Annotated in this window: 23 protein-coding genes; 9 read left to right on the top strand and 14 right to left on the bottom strand. The window is 66.8% G+C overall.

What is annotated here, in order from left to right; translation table 11 throughout:
- Positions 1-7: 7 nt before the first annotated feature.
- Positions 8-943 carry a DUF5996 family protein gene (locus OF829_RS05760; RefSeq protein ID WP_264939032.1) on the top strand — a complete coding sequence of 312 codons (936 nt, stop codon included), beginning with the start codon at positions 8-10 and terminating at the stop codon, positions 941-943.
- On the opposite strand, the gene OF829_RS05755 is transcribed toward OF829_RS05760, so the two are convergent.
- Positions 937-1,233: a CcdB family protein gene (locus OF829_RS05755; protein ID WP_264939031.1), complete on the bottom strand. Its 297-nt coding sequence runs from the start codon at positions 1,231-1,233 to the stop codon at positions 937-939. The two genes, OF829_RS05760 and OF829_RS05755, sit on opposite strands and share 7 nt — an antisense overlap.
- On the bottom strand, positions 1,233-1,478 hold the full coding sequence (locus OF829_RS05750; RefSeq protein ID WP_264939030.1) for a type II toxin-antitoxin system CcdA family antitoxin: 246 nt from the start codon (positions 1,476-1,478) through the stop codon (positions 1,233-1,235). Before OF829_RS05750 ends, OF829_RS05755 begins: the two co-directional genes overlap by 1 nt.
- Before the next feature lie 50 nt (positions 1,479-1,528).
- Here OF829_RS05750 and OF829_RS05745 point away from each other — a divergent pair, with 50 nt between their 5' ends.
- The 6 genes from OF829_RS05745 (at position 1,529) to OF829_RS05720 (ending at position 5,547) form a co-directional block, all read left to right on the top strand.
- On the top strand, positions 1,529-2,080 hold the full coding sequence (locus OF829_RS05745) for a pyridoxamine 5'-phosphate oxidase family protein (RefSeq protein ID WP_264939029.1): 552 nt from the start codon (positions 1,529-1,531) through the stop codon (positions 2,078-2,080).
- 13 nt (positions 2,081-2,093) lie between these two features.
- Entirely contained in the window at positions 2,094-2,300 is a 207-nt protein-coding gene (locus tag OF829_RS05740; RefSeq protein WP_264939028.1) for a putative signal transducing protein, read from the top strand.
- Positions 2,248-2,601 carry a hypothetical protein gene (locus tag OF829_RS05735; protein WP_264939027.1) on the top strand — a complete coding sequence of 118 codons (354 nt, stop codon included), beginning with the start codon at positions 2,248-2,250 and terminating at the stop codon, positions 2,599-2,601. The genes OF829_RS05740 and OF829_RS05735 overlap by 53 nt, the downstream gene beginning before the upstream one ends.
- 395 nt (positions 2,602-2,996) lie before the next feature.
- Entirely contained in the window at positions 2,997-3,335 is a 339-nt protein-coding gene (locus OF829_RS05730; RefSeq protein WP_264939026.1) for a P-II family nitrogen regulator, read from the top strand.
- A gap of 14 nt (positions 3,336-3,349) precedes the next feature.
- Positions 3,350-4,783 carry an ammonium transporter gene (locus tag OF829_RS05725; RefSeq protein ID WP_264939025.1) on the top strand — a complete coding sequence of 478 codons (1,434 nt, stop codon included), beginning with the start codon at positions 3,350-3,352 and terminating at the stop codon, positions 4,781-4,783.
- A 206-nt stretch (positions 4,784-4,989) separates the two neighbouring features.
- Entirely contained in the window at positions 4,990-5,547 is a 558-nt protein-coding gene (locus OF829_RS05720) for a hypothetical protein (protein WP_264939024.1), read from the top strand.
- Here OF829_RS05720 and OF829_RS05715 read toward each other — a convergent pair.
- Genes OF829_RS05715 through OF829_RS05705 form a run of 3 tightly spaced genes read right to left on the bottom strand, consistent with a single transcriptional unit; the run spans position 5,544 to position 8,371 of the window.
- A complete protein-coding gene (locus OF829_RS05715; RefSeq protein ID WP_264939023.1) occupies positions 5,544-7,130 on the bottom strand; it encodes a GMC family oxidoreductase in 1,587 nt (528 codons plus the stop codon). The genes OF829_RS05720 and OF829_RS05715 overlap by 4 nt on opposite strands.
- A 27-nt stretch (positions 7,131-7,157) precedes the next feature.
- Complete coding sequence (locus OF829_RS05710; protein WP_264939022.1) at positions 7,158-7,466, bottom strand: hypothetical protein; 309 nt, start codon at positions 7,464-7,466, stop codon at positions 7,158-7,160.
- Complete coding sequence (locus tag OF829_RS05705) at positions 7,463-8,371, bottom strand: sterol desaturase family protein (protein ID WP_264939021.1); 909 nt, start codon at positions 8,369-8,371, stop codon at positions 7,463-7,465. The genes OF829_RS05710 and OF829_RS05705 overlap by 4 nt, the downstream gene beginning before the upstream one ends.
- A gap of 103 nt (positions 8,372-8,474) precedes the next feature.
- Here OF829_RS05705 and OF829_RS05700 point away from each other — a divergent pair, with 103 nt between their 5' ends.
- On the top strand, positions 8,475-9,089 hold the full coding sequence (locus OF829_RS05700) for a TetR/AcrR family transcriptional regulator (protein ID WP_264939020.1): 615 nt from the start codon (positions 8,475-8,477) through the stop codon (positions 9,087-9,089).
- 15 nt (positions 9,090-9,104) lie between these two features.
- Here OF829_RS05700 and OF829_RS05695 read toward each other — a convergent pair whose 3' ends face one another.
- The 6 genes from OF829_RS05695 to OF829_RS05670 all read right to left on the bottom strand — a co-directional run bounded on the left by OF829_RS05695 (position 9,105) and on the right by OF829_RS05670 (position 13,523).
- Positions 9,105-9,464 carry a hypothetical protein gene (locus OF829_RS05695; protein WP_264939019.1) on the bottom strand — a complete coding sequence of 120 codons (360 nt, stop codon included), beginning with the start codon at positions 9,462-9,464 and terminating at the stop codon, positions 9,105-9,107.
- Complete coding sequence (locus tag OF829_RS05690) at positions 9,461-9,895, bottom strand: TIGR01244 family sulfur transferase (protein ID WP_264939018.1); 435 nt, start codon at positions 9,893-9,895, stop codon at positions 9,461-9,463. The genes OF829_RS05695 and OF829_RS05690 overlap by 4 nt, the downstream gene beginning before the upstream one ends.
- Positions 9,895-10,320, bottom strand: coding sequence for a hypothetical protein (locus OF829_RS05685; protein WP_264939017.1), 426 nt, complete (start codon positions 10,318-10,320; stop codon positions 9,895-9,897). The genes OF829_RS05690 and OF829_RS05685 overlap by 1 nt, the downstream gene beginning before the upstream one ends.
- Complete coding sequence (gene recQ, locus OF829_RS05680; protein WP_406701404.1) at positions 10,317-12,206, bottom strand: DNA helicase RecQ; 1,890 nt, start codon at positions 12,204-12,206, stop codon at positions 10,317-10,319. Before recQ ends, OF829_RS05685 begins: the two co-directional genes overlap by 4 nt.
- A gap of 232 nt (positions 12,207-12,438) precedes the next feature.
- Positions 12,439-12,972, bottom strand: a complete 534-nt coding sequence (locus OF829_RS05675) for a hypothetical protein (protein WP_264939016.1) — start codon at positions 12,970-12,972, stop codon at positions 12,439-12,441.
- Positions 12,973-12,983: 11 nt separating this feature from the next.
- Positions 12,984-13,523, bottom strand: coding sequence for a hypothetical protein (locus OF829_RS05670; RefSeq protein WP_264939015.1), 540 nt, complete (start codon positions 13,521-13,523; stop codon positions 12,984-12,986).
- Between the two features lie 118 nt (positions 13,524-13,641).
- Between OF829_RS05670 and OF829_RS05665 the strand changes: the two genes are divergently transcribed.
- A complete protein-coding gene (locus OF829_RS05665; RefSeq protein ID WP_264939014.1) occupies positions 13,642-14,526 on the top strand; it encodes a hypothetical protein in 885 nt (294 codons plus the stop codon).
- 58 nt (positions 14,527-14,584) lie between these two features.
- Here the strand turns inward: OF829_RS05665 and OF829_RS05660 are convergent, their stop codons facing one another.
- From OF829_RS05660 to OF829_RS05650, 3 genes are read right to left on the bottom strand one after another with little or no spacing between them, the layout of a single operon-like run.
- Positions 14,585-15,523, bottom strand: a complete 939-nt coding sequence (locus tag OF829_RS05660) for an alpha/beta fold hydrolase (protein ID WP_264939013.1) — start codon at positions 15,521-15,523, stop codon at positions 14,585-14,587.
- 4 nt (positions 15,524-15,527) lie between these two features.
- Positions 15,528-16,061 carry a hypothetical protein gene (locus tag OF829_RS05655; RefSeq protein WP_264939012.1) on the bottom strand — a complete coding sequence of 178 codons (534 nt, stop codon included), beginning with the start codon at positions 16,059-16,061 and terminating at the stop codon, positions 15,528-15,530.
- Between the two features lie 51 nt (positions 16,062-16,112).
- Positions 16,113-17,924: an ABCB family ABC transporter ATP-binding protein/permease gene (locus tag OF829_RS05650; RefSeq protein ID WP_264939011.1), complete on the bottom strand. Its 1,812-nt coding sequence runs from the start codon at positions 17,922-17,924 to the stop codon at positions 16,113-16,115.
- Positions 17,925-17,934: the final 10 nt, after the last annotated feature.

Below are 17,934 nucleotides of genomic sequence, written 5' to 3'. Positions count from 1 at the left end.
TCCGGCGATGCGACAGGCCTGGCCCGAGCTCGACTGGATGCAATGGCGCGAGACCGCGCAGCACCTTCATCTGATCACGCAGATGATGGGCAAGGCGCGGCTCGCGTGCACGCCGTGGCTCAACCATAGCTGGCATATCGCCCTCTATCCCACCGCCTGGGGGCTCACCACCGGCCCGATCCCAGCCGGGGGCGCGACGATCCAGCTCGATCTCGATCTGCTGGACGGCCGGTTGCTGCTTACCAGCGACACCGGCCGCGAAGCCACAATCACGCTGGGGCCGGGGAGCATCGCCGGCTTCCGCGCCCAGCTCACCGCGGCGCTGGCGACGCTCGGCACCCCGATCCACATCACCGAGCTGCCGAGCGAACTCCCCGATCCGGTGCCCTTCCCCGGGGACACACGCGAACGCCCCTGGGATGCCGACGCCGTCCGCCGCTTCCACCGCGCGTTGCTCTCTGCTGACCGAATGCTCCAGCAATTCCGCACCGGTTTCCTCGGCAAGGCGAGCCCGGTGCATTTCTTTTGGGGCAGCTTCGATCTCGCCGTCACGCGCTTCTCGGGCCGCGCCGCGCCGCGCCATCCCGGCGGCGTGCCCGGGCTGCCCGACGATGTCACCTGCGAGGCCTATAGCCATGAGGAAGCGAGCGCCGGCTTCTGGCCGGGCAGCGACGCCTTCCCGAAGCCCGTCTTCTACGCCTATGGCTATCCGGCCCCGCCGGGCTATGCCGAGGCGGCGATCCCGGCGCCGGCCTATTTTTCCCCCGATCTCGGTGAATGGCTGCTCGATTATGACGAGGTCCGCACCGCGCCCGACCCCGAGGCGATGCTGACCGGCTTCCTCCAATCGACCTACGAAGCCGCCGCCGATCTGGGCAAATGGGACCGCGCCGCGCTCGAATGCGCGCCCGGTGTTCCGCGCAGGCCGCGCGTGGTTCAGTAGCCGCTGATCAGCATGTCGAGCGCGTTCGAAATGACGAACATCTGATCGGCCGCTGATCCCGCCTGCCGGCCCAGCCCGCTCACCGGAACGGCGGCCGCGAAATGGGTGAGCATCAGCATTTCCCGTCCCGCGACATCGAGCAGGGGGTTCAGTCGCCGGTCGATCTGCACAGCATCGTCGGGAGAGGCCAGCGGGACGACGAAGCGCGTATTGAGGTGTGTCAGCACGTCGCTCTGGCAATCGAGCAGCATCGTCCCGTCGCTCGTCCGGTAGACGTCGAACTTCGCCATCAGAACATGCGGTATTTGGCGAGCGGCAGGCCGTGCTTCTCTACCCAGGCATTGTTCGCCTCGATCGCCTCGCGATGCTCCTCCTGCCACTTCCGGCTGCGCTCCGCCGCGGTTGCGGCGCGCAATGCGCTCTCGCAGGTCTGGGAAAGGTTGATGCCCAGCGCCCGCGCCGCCTCGACCACCCCGGTATCGAGCGAGAGATTGACTGGCTTGCGCTTGCCGGAGCCGATAGAGTCATGCTTCATGCGCAGAGGTTATGCGCATGGAAAATGCGCGTCAATCGTGCGGAGACAGCATGGCCGAATTCTTCGAATCGCTCACCGAAGACCACCGCGCCTTTGTCGCGCGCCAGCCGGTCTTCTTCGTCGCCACCGCCGCGGCGGGCGCGCGGATCAATCTCAGCCCCAAGGGGATGGATTGCTTCCGCGTGCTCGACGACAGGACGGTCGCCTATCTCGACGTCGCGGGCTCGGGCAACGAGACCAACGCGCATCTGCTCGCCGACGGGCGCATCACCTTGATGTTCTGCGCGTTCGAAAGCCCGGCGCTGATCTTCCGCATCTATGGCCGCGGCGTTCCCTTGCTCCCGCAGGACGAACGCTGGGCCGAACTCGCGCCGCACTTCACCCTGCTCCCCGGCACCCGCCAGATCTTCGTCGTCGCGATCGATCAGGTGCAGACCTCGTGCGGCTGGGGCGTCCCGCACATGAGCTTCGAACGCGAGCGCGAGACGCTCAGCAAATATCACCTGAAGCACGGCGACGAGGTCCGCTTCGGCAAATATGCGGTGCGGACGACGAGCATCGACGGCCTGCCGGTGCGCAACCCTACCGTGGTCCCCGCCTGATGGCCCCCCTGTAATGGCACTCGTCGAGCTCGGCCGCTTCCCCGCGCCCGAGGCCCATTTCCTCATCGGCGCGCTCGAGGCCGAAGGCATCATGGCCTTCGCCTTCGACACCGGCATGAACCTCGCCGAAGGCGCCTTTAGCATCATCCCGGTCCGCGTGATGGTCGATGATGCGGACCTTGCCGCGGCTGGCGAAATCCGGGACGCGCGGCAGCAATAACCTGCCCGTTCATGCAACCTTCATCGCAACTGGCCGTAGAGACAAGTATCGCCAGCCTATTCCTGGTATCTGGTGCCTGAGAGACAAATGCTTGCGCTCCCGCCTGAAAGAAACTCGGGAGATAGCTGCCATGTCACAATTCAGATGGTTCACCAAAGTTCTGGTCGGCACGTGGTGCGATACTAAGCGTGAAGCATTGTGTGAGGCGCTCACCTTCGGCCACGCGGTGATGAGTCCGGCCGAAATCGATATCATCACATTGCGTCCCTTTGTCGCGATCGAGACGCGACAGCGCATCTAGCATGGGGGGCGCTTCAGGCGCGGCATGAGATGAAGTCCGGCATCGGGGCAAGACACACGACGGCGCGACAAATTCTCCGGGGGGAGGTGAGAAGCCGCGCCGCCATGTGTACCCCGCCAAAGCCCCTGAGGGTCTTGTTACGGGTAAATGCCGAGCGAATGCGATGGGATAGCCCCCGCCCGTGGCATTGAAACGAGCGTGTGGGCTCGAGGTTCCAGGGCAAGGCGTGATCCACGGGCGCTGCCCATTTTTTGAGCAATCTTTCGCAACTGCACAAAATTTTACCTTTGCGTAACATTTGATTGCGCCCCAACCCCACGGAATCGTGGGATTCTTGCCTCTGGCACGGCCTTTGCTGCTGTGCCCTGCGGGTTAACTCGCAACGAGGGGGCGACATGAAACTGATCATCGCCATCATCAAGCCATTCAAGCTCGACGATGTCCGGGAAGCGCTGACGGGGGTCGGGATCACCGGCATGACCGTGACCGAGGTGAAGGGGTTTGGCCGCCAAAAGGGCCAGACCGAAATCTATCGCGGCGCCGAATACAGCACCAACATGGTGCCCAAGATCAAGCTGGAGATCGCTTGCGGGGCCGATCTGGTCGATCCCGCGGTCGAGGCGATCCAGGCCGCCGCCAGCACCGGCGCGATCGGCGATGGCAAGATCTTCGTTCTCGATGTGGGGCAAGCCGTGCGCATCCGCACCGGCGAGACCAACGAAACCGCGCTGTGAGCAGGGGGAGTATCATGAAGCAAGGATTGAAAACCGCCGGGCTCGCGCTCGGCGCTGCCGCGGTCTTCGCGGCGATGCCCGCCTGGGCGGCGGATCTGGTCAAGGCGCCCGATGTCGTGGCGCAGGCCGGCATGGTCAACAAGGGCGACACCGCCTGGATGCTGACCTCGTCGGCGCTGGTGCTGATGATGTCGGTCCCCGCGCTCGCGCTCTTCTATGGCGGCCTGGTCCGCACCAAGAACATGCTCTCGGTGCTGATGCAGGTCTTCATGATCGTCTGCATCGCCTCGCTGGTCTGGGTGGGCTGGGGCTATACCATGGCCTTCACTTCGGGGGGCAGCCCGTTCCCGCAATTTTTCGGCGGGCTCGGCAAGGCAGGCCTCCACGGCGTATCCGGCGCCACCTACGCCGCCACCTTTTCGAACAATGTCTATATCCCCGAATTCGCCTTCGTCGTCTTCCAGATGACCTTCGCCTGCATCACGCCGGCGCTGATCGTCGGTGCGTTCGCGGAGCGGGTGAAGTTCATCCCGCTGATGATCTTCATGGTCGCCTGGATGACGATCGTCTATTTCCCGGTCGCGCACATGGTCTGGTACTGGGCGGGTCCGGACTTCCTGCCGGATACGCCGACCGATTACGGCTATCTGTGGGGCAAGGGCGCGCTCGATTTCGCGGGCGGCACGGTGGTCCACATCAACGCCGGCATCGCCGGGTTGGTGGGCTGCATCGTGATCGGCAAGCGCACCGGCTACAAGACGGAGCCGATGCCGCCGCACTCGCTGACCATGACGATGATCGGCGCCTCCTTGCTGTGGGTGGGCTGGTTCGGCTTCAATGCCGGTTCGAACCTCGAATCGAACGGCGTGACGGCGGTGGCCTTCATCAACACCTTCGTCGCCACCGCGGCGGCGGCGGTCAGCTGGGCGCTGATCGAGCAGATCGTGCACCGCAAGCCCTCGCTGCTCGGCGCGGTGACCGGCGCGGTCGCGGGCCTTGTCGCGATCACCCCGGCCTCGGGCTTCGCGGCGCCGTGGACCTCGATCCTGCTCGGCCTCGCGGTCTCGCCGGTCTGCTTCTTCTTCTGCACCACCGTGAAGAACCTGCTCAAATATGACGACTCGCTCGACGTGTTCGGCGTGCACTGCATCGGCGGCATCGTCGGTGCGATGGCGACGGCGATCGTCGCCGATCCGAAGCTCGATGGGCAGGGCTATTTCGACTACACCAAGTTCCCTGCGGTCGCGATCACGCCCGAGGCGTACAGCATCACCAGCCAGCTCTGGGTCCAGGCCCAGGCGGTCGGCATCACGCTGGCCTGGTCGGGCGGCGTCTCGCTGATCCTGTTCCTGCTGCTTCGCTTCACCGTGGGCATCCGCCCGAGCGTCGAAGTCGAGATGGAAGGTCTCGACATCAACGCGCACGGCGAGCGCGCCTACAACTACTGACAAGATCGGGCGCCGCACCGCACCTCTCCGAATGGTGCGGCGCCCAACCGAGGTTCCTCCTGCGGACACACTGGACCGGTGGCATTCCCACCGGTCCTTTTTTGTAGCGCGGGACTGGTGGAATATCGAATTGCCGCTGGACAAGGCGTGCGAGGATTGCTCCTTTACGAAGATAACACTGCCGAAATCTTCGAGGGGGGAGGAAGGTGGAAGGCGATAATCACACCAGTCGCTGGCGCGCGATCGCCGCCGTAGGGACCTTGCTGGGCGGCGGCGCGGCGGTCGTTACCGCGATCGACGGTCCGATACGCAACTTCGTGGTGTGGGTCTTCACGCCGCCGAAGATCGTTCCGCCGGCAGGATCCTCGCCTATACCCCCGCAGCCGGCCAAGCCAGCCAGAGGCACGGTGGCATGGGCTTGCAAAGGCACGAAGGTTGACGGTCCGCCGCATCCGATCGGACGCTGGGCCGGGAAGGCAAGTGGTGGCGGGTCAAGCCACTGGGATTTGTACGAAAATCACGAGGTCCGCATCGGGTCGCTCATCGGCACATGGACGATCGCCGGCGAGACGATCGAGATCGAGTTGCCGGCGACTCGTGATGCGCCCATGATCCACTATCAGGGGTGGGTCCGGGGCCGTATGTTGTGCGGAATCCGGGTGGACGCTCCAGGCAGCTTCTGGCTGAAACGCGAAGCCGATTCGCCGCCGACGTTGAATGTCCCCGAAGCCACGCCGACCATCGCGCCCATCGTCATGCGCTAGCCCAAATCGGCCCGCACGAAATCGGCGCAGCGCTCGCCGATCATGATGCTCGGCGCGTTGGTGTTGCCGCCCACCAGCCGCGGCATGATCGAGGCGTCGGCGATGTAGAGCCCCTCCACCCCGCGCACGCGCAGCCGGGGATCGCACACCGCGTCGGCGTCCGATCCCATCCGCGCGGTGCCGACCGGGTGATAGACGGTGTCCGCCCGCGCCCGGATCAGCCGCTCGAGCGCGACATCGTCGTTCAGGTCGATCGGATAGCGGTCGCGACCCTTGTAATCGCTGAGCGGCGGGGTCTCGAGGATGCGGTACATCGCGCGTACGCCGCGTTTCAATGTCTCGACATCGCGCGGATCGCCCAGGAAATCGGGGTCGATCAGCGGCGGCGCGGCAGGATCGAGCGATTGCAGCCGCACCCTCCCCCGGCTCTCGGGCCTGAGCACGCAGGCATGGCAGCTGAAGCCATGCCCCTTCACCTGCGTGCGCCCATGATCCTCGACGATCGCGATCAGGAAGTGGAACTGGATATCGGGCACGTCCGAATTCGGATCGGTCGCGATGAACCCCCCGGCCTCGGCAAAGGGCGAGGTCATCGTGCCCCGCCGCGTCGCGAGCCACTGGATCATCGATCCCATTCCCTTGAGCGTGCCGATCGGGGAATGGCCGAGGAAGAAGCTCCCCTTGGTCTCGAACGCCGCGACATAGTCGATATGGTCCTGCAGGTCTGCGCCCACCGCCGCCCGGTCGACCTTCACCGCGATCCCCATCTCCTTGAGATGCTCGGCGGGCCCGATGCCGGATAGCATCAGCAGCTGCGGCGTCTGGAAGGCGCCGCCCGCCATGATCACCGCGCGCTTTGCCCGGATCACCCGGGGCTGCCCATCCTGCTGATAGGCCACGCCCCAGACGCGCCCGTCCTCGAACAGCACGCGCTCGACCAGCGAGTCGGTCAGGATCGTCAGATTCTCACGCTTGCCCGCCTCGCCCAGATAGGCGCGCGCCGCGGTCCAGCGCTCGCCATTCTTCTGGGTCACCTGATAGATGCCCACCCCGTCTTGCCGCGCCCCGTTGAAATCCTCGTTGACCGGGATTTGCAGCGCCGCGCCCGCCTGGACGAAGGCATGGCTGCCCGGATGCGCGTCGCGCTGGTCGCTCACCCAGAGCGGGCCGTCGGCGCCGTGGAAATCATCGCCCCCGCGCACATTATGCTCGGCGCGCTTGAAGACGGGCAGCACATCGTCCCAGCCCCAGCCTGGGCAGCCCAGATCGCGCCACTCGTCATAATCCTGGGGATGGCCGCGGATATAGAGCATCGCATTGATCGCCGAGGAGCCGCCCATGCCGCGCCCGCGCGGCTGATAGCCGCGCCGCCCGTCGAGCCCGCGCTGCGGCACCGTCTCGAAGCGCCAGTTGGTCTTGTCGGTCTGGAAGGGCATCATGCCGGGCATGATCGTCTTGAGGCTGGTGTTGCGCCCGCCCGCCTCGAGCACGGCGACGCTGTATTTCCCGTCCTCGCTCAGCCGCCCCGCCGCCGCGCTTCCGCCCGAACCGCACCCGATGACGACGATATCGGCTTCTTCCACGCTCGCTTCCCCCTTGGCTCCGGCGGCCTACTCTGGCGCGAACGCGCGCATGATCAAGACGTACATCGCGATCCACGGCGCGATCATCACCGGCAGACCGAGCAGCGGCCCCTTCCATTGTCCGTGGAACAGCGCGGTGACGCCGAACACAGCCCAGCCAATGGCGGCGAAGACGCACAGCGGCCAGACCGGGGCAGCGCCGCCGGCAAAGAACAGCATGGCCGCAAGCATCGCGGACACTCCGGCAAAGGCGAACGCAATCAGCCCGAACGGAAACGGACCCGGTGTGCCCGGAATATCCTCGCCCGCGCCATGGGTCCGCTCGGGCTCGCTCATTCGGCGGGTGCCGCGACTTGCTGCTTCGCTTCCCAGCGCGCCTTGATGATCTCGCTGGTGTCGCGGCTGCCGTCATGGCTCCAGCCTGGCGGCTTGGCCATATAATTCCATTTGGCGCTGAGCGTCGGCGCCTGCCAAACGTCCTTGGCGATCCCGATCCACTCATGGAACGCCGCCCAGAGCAGGTTGAAGCTGCCCAGGTCCTTGACGATGCCATAGCGCGGCCGGTCGTCGTCGCGCTCCTCGACAAAAGTGCCGAACCAGCGGTCCCAGACGATGAACACCCCGGCATAATTCTTGTCGAGATAGCGGGCATTGGTCGCGTGGTGGACGCGGTGGTGCGACGGCGTGTTCATCACCGCCTCGAACCAGCGCGGCATCCGCCCGATCATCTCGGTATGGATCCAGAACTGGTAGATCAGGTTCAGCCCGCCGACGAAGATCACCATTTCGGGCGGAAAGCCGATCAGGAACAGCGGAATGCGGAAAATGAAGGCGATGCTGATGAAGCCCGTCCAGGTCTGCCTGAGCGCGGTCGACAGGTTATAATGCTGGCTCGAATGATGGATGACATGGCTCGCCCAGAACCAGCGCACGCGGTGCGCGCTGCGATGGAAGACGTAATAGGCCAGGTCGTCCACGACGAAGCAGATCACGAACCAGTACCAGGCCCAGCCGATCGTGAAGATGCGATACTGATAGAGCCACAGCGCCAGCGCATAGACCGCGCCGCCGGTGATGATCCCCGCGACCGAACTGCCCGTCCCCAGCGCGAGCGAAGTCAGCGTATCCTTCGGGCAATAGCGTTTCCGGTCCTTGGCCCAGGCGACCAGCATTTCGGCAAGCACCAGCAGCACGAAGGCGGGAACCGCGAGATCGACGGGCTTGGGCAGAACGGGCGGCATCGCCCTTGCTTACCTCAGTGTCAGCAGCCTGTCACGGCCCGGGGGCACGGGTTGACATGGTGCTTGGTTGAGTGTTCAATCAAATTGAATCGAAGGAGCCGTCATGCCCCCCCAAGCCCGGACGTCGCGCGACAGGATCGTCGAGGCCGCGATGGATCTGTTCTGGTCCAAGGGGTATAATTCCACCTCTATCGCCGACATCCTCAGCCGCACCCAGCTCAATTCGGGCAGCCTCTATCACGCCTTTCCGGGCAAGCAGGACATATTGATCGCGGTGCTCGAGGCGTATCGCGAGGGCCTTTATCCGATGCTCGTCACCCCGGCCTGGGAGGGGGTCGAGGACCCGGTCGAGCGCATCTTCGCGTTGCTCGCCTTTTATCGCCGCGCGATCGTCGAGACCGATTGCGCCTATGGCTGCCCGATCGGCAGCCTCGCGCTCGAGCTGCACGAGGCCGATCCGGTGGTGCGCGATCTGCTTGCGGTCAACTTCACCGGCTGGACCGGGGCGATCGAAGCCTGCCTCGCCGACGCCGCCGATCGCCTCCCCCCCGATCTCGACCGCAAGGCGCTCGCCGAGCTGGTGCTGACGACGATGGAGGGCGGGGTGATGCAGGCGCGCACGCACCGCGACGTCGCCTATTTCGACCGCGGCATCGCGGCGCTGCGCCACTATTTCGACTTGCTCACGCATGTGGAGGAACGCGCTCCTTCGGCATGAGCGGGGAACAAGAGGCTAGACCCCGCTCACCCCGCGCAGCAGCACGCTGCCGAAGCGCGCCTCGCCGCTCGCCACGATCAGTCCCTCGGGGCTCGCTGTCGTGTCGAGCGGCAACGTCAGCCGCCGCCCCGCGACATGGACGCCGTGCTGCTTGAGCAGCGCCACGCTGCCGTCGCGGCCATGGACCAGCGCCGCCTGGCCGTCCGACGCGACCACCGCGCGCTCGGCGTCGAAACCCGACAGGATCGCCTCGGCCTCGCGCATCGCCTGCGCCTCGTCGGCGATCTCGCCGCCGCCGAGCTTCAGGCCCCAGGCGATTGCGGCAAGCACCAGGATCGCAACGATCGAGGCGCCGGTGACGACGAACGGGTTCATGCCCGCTGCGAAAGCGTTTCGAGCACCGGGCGCATCGCGCTCAGGTCATAGCCGGCGCCGGCGCCCTTCTGCACCAGCGTCTCGGGGTCGCCGCCCTTGCTCGCCTCGGCCAGCGCCCACAGGTTGCACGAGCGCGTTCCCGAGCGGCAATAGGCGAGCACCGGTCCCTTGGCCTCGGCCATCACCCCGGCCATCGACTCGACATTCGATTGATGGAAGCCTGCCGGCACCACGGGGATCGTGTAATAGGCCAGCCCGGCCGCCCGCGCCGCGGCGCCGATCGCGTCGCTGTCGGGCTGGCCCGTTTCCTCGCCATCGGGCCGGTTGTTGACGATGACGGCAAAGCCCCGCGCGGCGATTTCGGCCACGTCCTCGGGGCTGATCTGTGGAGCCACCGAGATGCGGTCGTCGATACGGCGAATGTCGGTCATCAGGGCTCCATTCCCAGCGGTTCGAAATCCTTGAGCGCGGCGACGACCTCGGGATCCTTGGAGTAGCGCTTGCGTAGCGCTTCGAGCTGGGTGTCGATCCCCGGGCAAAGCTCCTTCACCGCGTCCTCGATCTGCTTGCGCCGCGCTTCGTCGAAATCGGGCTCGCCCGCCCAATGCTCGCAGCCCTCGCGCCGCTCGATGAACGTCTGGACCTCGGCCGGCAGCCCGTTCGCCCCCGCCGCGGCCTCGGTCGTCGCCGCATTGACCGTCTCGGCCTCATTGACGGCGGGCGGCGGCGCCTCGTCCGTGTCTTCGATGACGGTGACATTCTCGACGATGTTCGCCGAGGCATTCGCCGCATTCTCCGGCGCGCCGGGCATGCAGCCCGTACAGGCCAGCAGCAGCGCGCTCGCAACCCACCTCATCGATCCCCTCCATGCTCGCCGATCACCGCCAGAAAGGCTTCTCCATAAGCCTCCAGCTTGCGCGCGCCAACGCCGGAGATGGTGCCGAGCGCGTCGAGGCTCGCGGGCCGCGCCGCCGCCATGTCGCGCAGCACCGAATCGTGGAAGATCACATAGGGCGGCACCTGCGCCGCGAGCGCGAGTTCGCGCCGCTTTGCCCTGAGCGCCTCGAACAGCGGATCGCCGACCGGGTTGGCAGCGCCCCCGGCCCCTCTCGAACCCGGCCCCTTGCGCCGCCGCTCGCGCTTGGGCGGCAACACCAGCGACAGCCCGGCCTCGCCCTTCAGGATCGCCCGCGCGCCGGGCCCGAATTCGAGCCCGCCATGCGGATTGGCCCTCAGCGCATCCTTGAGCAGCAGCGCACGCGCCACCGGCTTGATCAGCGCGGCTTCCTCGCCCTCGACGATCCCGAAGACCGACAGCCGCTCATGCCCGTTCATCAGGCTCCGCTCGGTCGATGCCCCCAGCAGGATGCTCTCGACATAGCCGACGCCGAACATCTGCCCCGTGCGGAACACGCCGGAGAGGAATTTCTGCGCGACCAAGGTCGCATCGATCGCGCTCGGGGGGTTGAGGCAATTGTCGCAATTGCCGCAGTTTTCGGGCGATTCCTCCCCGAAATGCCGCAATAATATCCGCCGCCGGCACCCCGAGGTCTCGACCAGCGCCCCCAGCGCGTTGAGCCGCGTTCGCTCGCCAGCCTGCCTGGCGGGTTCGACCTCGCCGATCCGCTGCCGCGCCCTGGCGAAATCCTCCGCCCCCCAGAAGAGATGCGCTACCGCCGGATCGCCATCGCGCCCCGCGCGGCCGGTCTCCTGATAATAGGCCTCGATCGATTTCGGCAGTCCGGCATGCGCGACGAAGCGGACATCCGGCTTGTCGATCCCCATCCCGAACGCCACCGTCGCGACGATCACCATCTCTTCCGACGCCACGAACGCCGCCTGGTTGCGCCTGCGGACCGCGGGATCGAGCCCGGCATGATAGGGCAGCACCGGCCGTCCGCCGCTTCCCAGCTTTTCCGCGAGCTTGTCCACTGCGGTCCGCGTCTGCGCATAGACGATCCCCGGCCCGGGCTCCGCGGCGACCAGATCGGCGACCTGCGCGCTGGTGTTTTCGCGCGGCGAGATGACGTAGCGGATATTGGGCCGGTCGAACCCCGCGATGATCAGCCCGTCCTGCGGGATGCCGAGCTGCTCGAGGATATCGGCGCGGGTATGCGCGTCGGCGGTCGCGGTCAGCGCGAGCCGCGGCACCTCCGGAAAGCTGTCGAGCAGCGGCCTGAGCAGGCGATAATCGGGCCGGAAATCATGCCCCCATTCGGAGACGCAATGCGCCTCGTCGATCGCGAACAGGGCGATCTTCGTGCTGCGCAGCAGGATGCGGAACCCCTCCCCCGATGCGCGCTCGGGCGCGGCATAGAGCAGGTCGAGCTCGCCGGCCCGGAACCGCTCGACCGTCTCCTCGCGATTCGCGTCGGCGCTGGTGAGCGTCGCCGCGCGGATGCCCACCGCCTCGGCGGCGCGCAGCTGATCGTGCATCAGCGCGATCAGCGGCGACAGGACGATGCACGTCCCCTCCAGCGCCAGCGCCGGAATCTGGTAGCAGAGCGACTTGCCCGCGCCCGTCGGCATCACCGCCAGCGTGTTCGCGCCCGCCATCACCCGATCGATCACGCGCTCCTGGACGCCGCGAAAGGCGGGAAAGCCGAAGGTCGAATGGAGGATGTCGAGCGGCGCGTTCACTCCGCGCAGATAGCCCAGCCCGCTCAGAAAGCCACGCAGCGCGTCGGGATAAGCCGCATATTCGATCAGGTCGGCCTTGGCGCAGTCGACGTCGGTGTTCATTCGCTTTGGCTTCAACGCATCGCTTCCCAAGGCCTTGCAATGTAGGATTTCGCCTGCTTGGTTCGCCCAACCGGTCGCCCCGGCCGCTCTTCGACCCTGTCGATCCGCACCTGGCGAACCAGGCGTTTCCCTCCCGCGAACTGCGCGGCGGAAACATGCGCGATAGTGTGAAGCTAGTGTCAACTTTCACATGCTGGGACGACCCGGCCTGGCGCGCTGATTGAGCTGGACCCTAGCGGCAGGGGATTCCCTGATCGGGCGTCCAATCGGCCAGGGTGAGCTCGGTCAGCTCGATCCGGTCGATCGCATAGGGCCAATGCTCATAGCCGCGCTTGCCGGGCATCACGAGGCAGACATCGGTCGGCGCGGTCCGCCCGCGCGCGGTGATCTGCGCGCGATAGGTGAGGCCCTGGCCATAGCCGTTACGGATCGCGAGCACCGAATCCTTGCCGTCGATCACCTCGAAGACGATTTCGATACGGTCGGGCTTGATCGGTCCGGCGGGTACCCGGCTGTTCCGCATCGGGATGGCCGGCAACACGCCCTTCGGATCCGATTGGGATTTCTGGATGGCCGGATAGGAGTCGCGAAGCATGCCCACCGCCTCCAGATCGTCGGGCGCCAGCGCGGCCGGATGCACGCGTTCGGCGCTCACCTTGCCCCCGGCGCTCACCGCCACGGTCACGCCCTGCCCGGGCGTCAGCGTCACCTGGGCGCTTGCCGGCACCGCCATTGCCAAGGCCGCGAAGAAGATCAGTCCGCGCATCGTTCCGCTCCTCATTTCAGGCAGGGCAGCGGATCGCCGCGCGACCAGGTCACCCGTTCGAGCCCCGTCAGCGTGCCGCCGTCGAGCTGCACCGGGAACCGCTCATAGCCGCGGCGCCCGGGGGCGACCATGCACACATCGGGATAATAGGTCTGCGAGCCGCCCTTGACGGTGATGTGGTAGCGTAGCGCTTCGCCATAGCCGTTCTCGACGATCAGCACCGCCTCGTTCCTGTCGGCGATTCCGACAAAGCTGATGCGGATCTGGCCGGGCGCGACCGGCGGAGCGGGGGGCAGCGGACCCGCGGAATCGACCGGCACCGATTTGTCACCCACGCCTTCGTCATAGGCTCCCGCGAAGAAGCCCTTGATCACCGCCTGGTCATAGGCCGAGGGCTGGGCCCGCTCGCGCTTGACCACTTCGGCCTTGCCCGAATCGTCGACCCGCAGCGTCAGGCTCTCATTGACTGCGATCGCGATCTGCGCCGCCGCGTTGGCAGGCGCCATCGCCGCCGCGGCGGCCGCCATCAACGGGATCATCCAGTTCCGCATCGCCCTCTCCCTCGACATGCAGGAGAGCACAGCCGGCGGCACTTCGAAAGCCCTATCGCAGCCCCGTTTCGGCCATGCTTTGCCGCCAGCCTCGCCAGGGGGCGAAGCTGGAGGGACAATGACGACAGGATATGCGTTCGCCGCCGCGGCGCTGCTGCTGGCCGGCGCGGCCGATTCCGGCGAGCGGATGATCACCGGCGACCGGACCCTCGCGATCACCGCCGGCGGGGTCCCCGCGCGGCTGCGCATCGATCCGGGCGCCCCCACCTCGCCGATCTTCAACCCCGATTTTGCCGCGCGCGCGGGGTTCCGCGCCGGCTGGATCGGGTTCCAGGCGCGCGTGGGCCCAGTCAAGGTCGGCGGCCAGACCGCGGTGATCCGCCTCGATTTCGGCGATGGCGAGTTCAAGCGCCGCGTCGGCTGGTTCACTGCCCCCTATGTCGAGGGCGCCGACGGGGCGGCCGGTCCCGGCGCGCTCGCGGCGGACCGCGTGCGCTTCGTGCTCGGCCCCGCCATGCCCGGCGAGCGCAGCGTCTCGCTCCCGCTCGCCGATTTCGGCCGTTCGGGCATGGGCATCTATCTGGACGTTGGGGGCGAGCGGATCGCGGTGATGTTCAATCTTGATCGCCCGCGCAGCTTCGCCACCGCCAGCGCCGGGGCGAGCATCGCGGCGTCGAATGGCGGGCGGTTCGATTCCGAGCCTGCGCGCATGAAGATCCATCTCGGGGTCGAGCGCCCGGTTCGCCACATGGCGCTCGCCACCCCGCTCAGCGTCGGGCCGCTGTCGATCGCCGGCGTGATGGTCCGCACCGGCGATTTCGGCAGCGCCGCGAGCATCCCCGAAGGCGAGGCCGATGCGGGCGATCCCGACGAGATCGTCGTGGTGGGCGCGAAGAAGCGCAAGGGCGAGCAGCGGCTGCTGATCGGGCGCGACTATCTCGATCGCTGCTCGTCGATCCTGTTCGACAAGCGCGCCAGGCGGGTGACGCTCAGCTGCCGCTGAACGGGTACGGGCTTTCAGCGCCTTTTTCGCACCGCCGCGACTCGAAACGCGACGCGTTTTATTTCAGCACGCCGCGCAGCCACGCCTCGGTTTCGTCGGGCCAGATCACCTGGAGCATATGCCCGCCCTCAATCAGCGCGAGCGTTGCGCCCGGGATCGCCGCGGCGGTCTTGACGCCGTGCAGCTCGGGATCGAGCAGATAGTCGCCCCGGCCATAGAGGATCGCCACCGGCAGGCTGAGTTCGCCATAGCGGGAGGCAAGCTTCTCCATCTCGGGATTGGCGGTGGCGAGTTCGAACACGCCCATCTGGAAGCTGGCCGGCTTGATCGCGAGCAGGCCGCCGCCCCTGATCCCGAAATCGGCGGGCACCGGATCGGGGGAAAAGGCCTGCGCGGCCTTGTCCCCCCCCGATTTGACCGCGATCGGCACGCTCAATGTCCAGGCGATGATCGGCGCGATCCGCTGCGGCACCACCAGCCCGCGGAACGTATCGACCACCACCGGCACCGGCTGGGTGAAGGGGGCGATCAGCGCGAGCGCGCGCGGCAGTTCGGGATGGCGCAGCGCCAGCGCGAGGCTCACCGCCCCGCCCATCGAATGGCCGACCAGCACCGGCTTCTCGATGCCCAGCCTGCCCAGCGCCTCGGCGATCATGTCGGCCTGCGCGGCGATGCCGGGCTTTTTGCCGCTGATCGCCGAATGGCCCCAGCCGGGCCGGTCGATCAGGATGACGCGGTGGTCCGCGGCCATCCGCTCGGCTAGCGCATAGGAGAAATGGCGCAACTGGGCGAGGATACCGTGGATCATCACCAAAGGCGGGCCGGCGGCGTCCTCGGGGCCCATTGCCACATAATGGATGCGGCCCCCGCTCACCTCGACCCATTGCCCCTGTGCGGGCAATGCGGCGTCGATCTTGCGGACGATGATGAAGGTCCAGGCCGCCAGCACGGCGCCGATCGCCGCGAGCGCACCCAGCGCGATGAGCAAGCCGGTCATGCTGTTATTCCTCGCACGGCTGGGCGTCGCCCTGCTGCCATTCGCGCAGCTCGATCCCGACAATCTCGGTCGAATCGACCTTGAACGGCCAATGCTCATAGGTGCCGCGCACCGGCTTGACGAGGCAGACATTGGCGAACCCCGTGCGGTCGCCGATCAGCAGCCGCGCGCGATATTTGAGCGCCTGGGGATAGCCATTCTCGACGATCAGCATGAACTGGTTGTTCGGGATCGCGACCAGGCTCAGCTTGACCACGCCCTGGCGGATCTCGGGCGGATCGGGCATCTCGTCGCTCACCGTGGCCGGGCTGGTGGTATCGGTCGGCGCGTCGGCATAGCTGCCCTTGCCGATCTCGCGGATCACCGCCTTGTCGTAGTCATTGAGGACCGCCGGGCCGCGATTGACGATCTCGAAGCTGTCTTTGCCGGTGACGTGGATCGTCACCGCCTCGCCCGGCTTGAGAGCGATCGCCTGCGCCGCGGCGGGCGCCGCCGCTACCAGCGCGGCCGCCGCCATCGCCAAACCCCAACCCCGCATCGCACTCTCCCCGGCTATCGCCTCGAACAAAGCATGGAATGGCGGCGGGCGCTACTCCGCCGCCTCGGCCTCGCGCTCCTGCGCCTGCCGCGCCCACATTTCGGCATAAGGGCCTTTCTTCCTGAGCAATTGGGCATGCGTGCCCCGCTCCGCCACGCGCCCGCTTTCGAGTACGACGATCTGGTCGGCATGGACCACGGTCGAGAGCCGATGCGCGATGACGATCGTCGTGCGGCCCCGGCCGATGGCTTCGAGCGTCGCCTGGATATCGGCCTCGGTCCGGCTGTCGAGCGCGCTGGTCGCCTCGTCGAGGATCAGGATCGGCGGGTTCTTGACCAAGGTGCGCGCGATCGCGACGCGCTGCTTCTCGCCGCCGGAAAGCTTGAGCCCGCGCTCGCCCACACGCGTCTCGAACCCTTGCGGAAGCGACTGGATGAACCCCGCGATCGCCGCCCCGCGCGCGGCATCGGCGATCTCGTCCGCGCCGGCGCCCTCGCGGCCATAGGCGATATTGTAGCCGATCGTGTCGTTGAACAGCACCGTGTCCTGGGGGACGATCCCGATCGCCGCGCGCAGGCTCGCCTGGGTCACCTGCGCGATATCCTGCCCGTCGATCGTCACGCGCCCGCCGGTCAGGTCGTAGAAACGGTAGAGGATCCGCGCGAGGGTCGATTTGCCCGCGCCCGAAGGCCCCACCACCGCCAGCGTCGTCCCCGCCGGCACGTCGAGATCGATGCCCTTCAGGATTTCCCGTTCGGGATCATAGGCGAACTGCACGCCCTCGAAGCGGACATGGCCCTTGCTCACGTCGAGCGCCGTCGCGCCCGGGGCATCGACCACTTCGGAAGGCGTATCGATCAGGTCGAACATCGCCCCCATGTCGATCACGCCCTGCCTGACGGTGCGATAGACCATGCCGAGCAGGTCGAGCGGGCGGAACAGCTGGCTCAGCAGGGTCTGGACCAGCGCGACGTCGCCCGTGGTCAATCGCCCCGTCGCCCAACCATAGACGATCGCCGCCATGCCCCCGCCCAGCATCGTGCCGGTGATCAGCCCCTGGCCGATATTGAGCCAGGCGAGCGAATTCTCGCTCACCGTCGCCGCGCGGGCATAGGCCGCGACGGCATTGTCGTAGCGCCGCGCCTCGCGCTCCTCGGCGTTGAAATATTTGACCGTCTCGAAGTTGAGCAGCGAATCGACCGCGTGCGCGACCGCGCCGGTATCGAGGTCGTTCATCTGCGCGCGCAGCTTCGATCGCCAGTCGGTCACCCAGCGCGTAAAGCCGATATAGATCACCACCATCGCCAGCGTTGCCGCGGTCAACCGCCAGTCGAAGCTGGAGGAGAAGATCTGCACCACCATGCAGAGCTCGAGCAGGGTCGGAGCGATGTTGAAGAGCAGGAAATAGAGCATCGTGTCGATGCTCTTGGTCCCACGCTCGACCACCTTCGTGACCGCGCCGGTCCGCCGCTCGAGGTGGAAACGCAGCGAGAGATTGTGGAGGTGGCGGAACACGTTCGCCGCCAGCCGCCGCGTCGCCTCCTGCCCGACGCGCTCGAACACGACGTTGCGCAGATTGTCGAACATGGTGGTCGAAAAACGCGCCGCCGCGTAGCCGCCGACCAGCGCCATTACCAGCCATAGTGCGTCGCGCCGCCCGGCTGACATCGCGTCGAACGCATATTTCAGCGAATAGGAAACGCCATAGACCTGGACGATCTTCGACGCGACCACCAGCAGCATCGCGATCACGATCCGCGCCCGCAGCGCCGGCGCGTCGGCGGGCCAGAGATAAGGGAGGAAGCGCCGCAGCGTGCCGAGCATCGGGCGCTCGGGCGCGGGGGCGGGATCTTGCGGCGTCATCGCCCCCGAT

The sequence above is a fragment of the Sphingomonas caeni genome, from assembly GCF_026013415.1.
Taxonomy (GTDB): domain Bacteria; phylum Pseudomonadota; class Alphaproteobacteria; order Sphingomonadales; family Sphingomonadaceae; genus Sphingomonas; species Sphingomonas caeni.
Note: the sequence above shows the minus strand (reverse complement) of the source record. Positions and strands in the feature narration are given on the sequence as shown.

What these genes read in the sequence shown, in the direction of transcription:
- recQ (WP_406701404.1), bottom strand. Translation starts at nt 12,206, where the DNA reads ATGAACACCGACGTCGACTGCGCCAAGGCCGACCTGATCGAATATGCG.
- OF829_RS05660 (WP_264939013.1), bottom strand. Translation starts at nt 15,523, where the DNA reads ATGACCGGCTTGCTCATCGCGCTGGGTGCGCTCGCGGCGATCGGCGCC.
- OF829_RS05705 (WP_264939021.1), bottom strand. Translation starts at nt 8,371, where the DNA reads ATGCCGCCCGTTCTGCCCAAGCCCGTCGATCTCGCGGTTCCCGCCTTC.
- OF829_RS05725 (WP_264939025.1), top strand. Translation starts at nt 3,350, where the DNA reads ATGAAGCAAGGATTGAAAACCGCCGGGCTCGCGCTCGGCGCTGCCGCG.
- OF829_RS05740 (WP_264939028.1), top strand. Translation starts at nt 2,094, where the DNA reads ATGGCACTCGTCGAGCTCGGCCGCTTCCCCGCGCCCGAGGCCCATTTC.
- OF829_RS05730 (WP_264939026.1), top strand. Translation starts at nt 2,997, where the DNA reads ATGAAACTGATCATCGCCATCATCAAGCCATTCAAGCTCGACGATGTC.
- OF829_RS05750 (WP_264939030.1), bottom strand. Translation starts at nt 1,478, where the DNA reads ATGAAGCATGACTCTATCGGCTCCGGCAAGCGCAAGCCAGTCAATCTC.
- OF829_RS05665 (WP_264939014.1), top strand. Translation starts at nt 13,642, where the DNA reads ATGACGACAGGATATGCGTTCGCCGCCGCGGCGCTGCTGCTGGCCGGC.
- OF829_RS05675 (WP_264939016.1), bottom strand. Translation starts at nt 12,972, where the DNA reads ATGCGCGGACTGATCTTCTTCGCGGCCTTGGCAATGGCGGTGCCGGCA.
- OF829_RS05700 (WP_264939020.1), top strand. Translation starts at nt 8,475, where the DNA reads ATGCCCCCCCAAGCCCGGACGTCGCGCGACAGGATCGTCGAGGCCGCG.
- OF829_RS05650 (WP_264939011.1), bottom strand. Translation starts at nt 17,924, where the DNA reads ATGACGCCGCAAGATCCCGCCCCCGCGCCCGAGCGCCCGATGCTCGGC.
- OF829_RS05710 (WP_264939022.1), bottom strand. Translation starts at nt 7,466, where the DNA reads ATGAGCGAGCCCGAGCGGACCCATGGCGCGGGCGAGGATATTCCGGGC.
- OF829_RS05655 (WP_264939012.1), bottom strand. Translation starts at nt 16,061, where the DNA reads ATGCGGGGTTGGGGTTTGGCGATGGCGGCGGCCGCGCTGGTAGCGGCG.
- OF829_RS05755 (WP_264939031.1), bottom strand. Translation starts at nt 1,233, where the DNA reads ATGGCGAAGTTCGACGTCTACCGGACGAGCGACGGGACGATGCTGCTC.
- OF829_RS05745 (WP_264939029.1), top strand. Translation starts at nt 1,529, where the DNA reads ATGGCCGAATTCTTCGAATCGCTCACCGAAGACCACCGCGCCTTTGTC.
- OF829_RS05735 (WP_264939027.1), top strand. Translation starts at nt 2,248, where the DNA reads ATGATGCGGACCTTGCCGCGGCTGGCGAAATCCGGGACGCGCGGCAGC.
- OF829_RS05670 (WP_264939015.1), bottom strand. Translation starts at nt 13,523, where the DNA reads ATGCGGAACTGGATGATCCCGTTGATGGCGGCCGCCGCGGCGGCGATG.
- OF829_RS05760 (WP_264939032.1), top strand. Translation starts at nt 8, where the DNA reads ATGCGACAGGCCTGGCCCGAGCTCGACTGGATGCAATGGCGCGAGACC.
- OF829_RS05685 (WP_264939017.1), bottom strand. Translation starts at nt 10,320, where the DNA reads ATGAGGTGGGTTGCGAGCGCGCTGCTGCTGGCCTGTACGGGCTGCATG.
- OF829_RS05690 (WP_264939018.1), bottom strand. Translation starts at nt 9,895, where the DNA reads ATGACCGACATTCGCCGTATCGACGACCGCATCTCGGTGGCTCCACAG.
- OF829_RS05695 (WP_264939019.1), bottom strand. Translation starts at nt 9,464, where the DNA reads ATGAACCCGTTCGTCGTCACCGGCGCCTCGATCGTTGCGATCCTGGTG.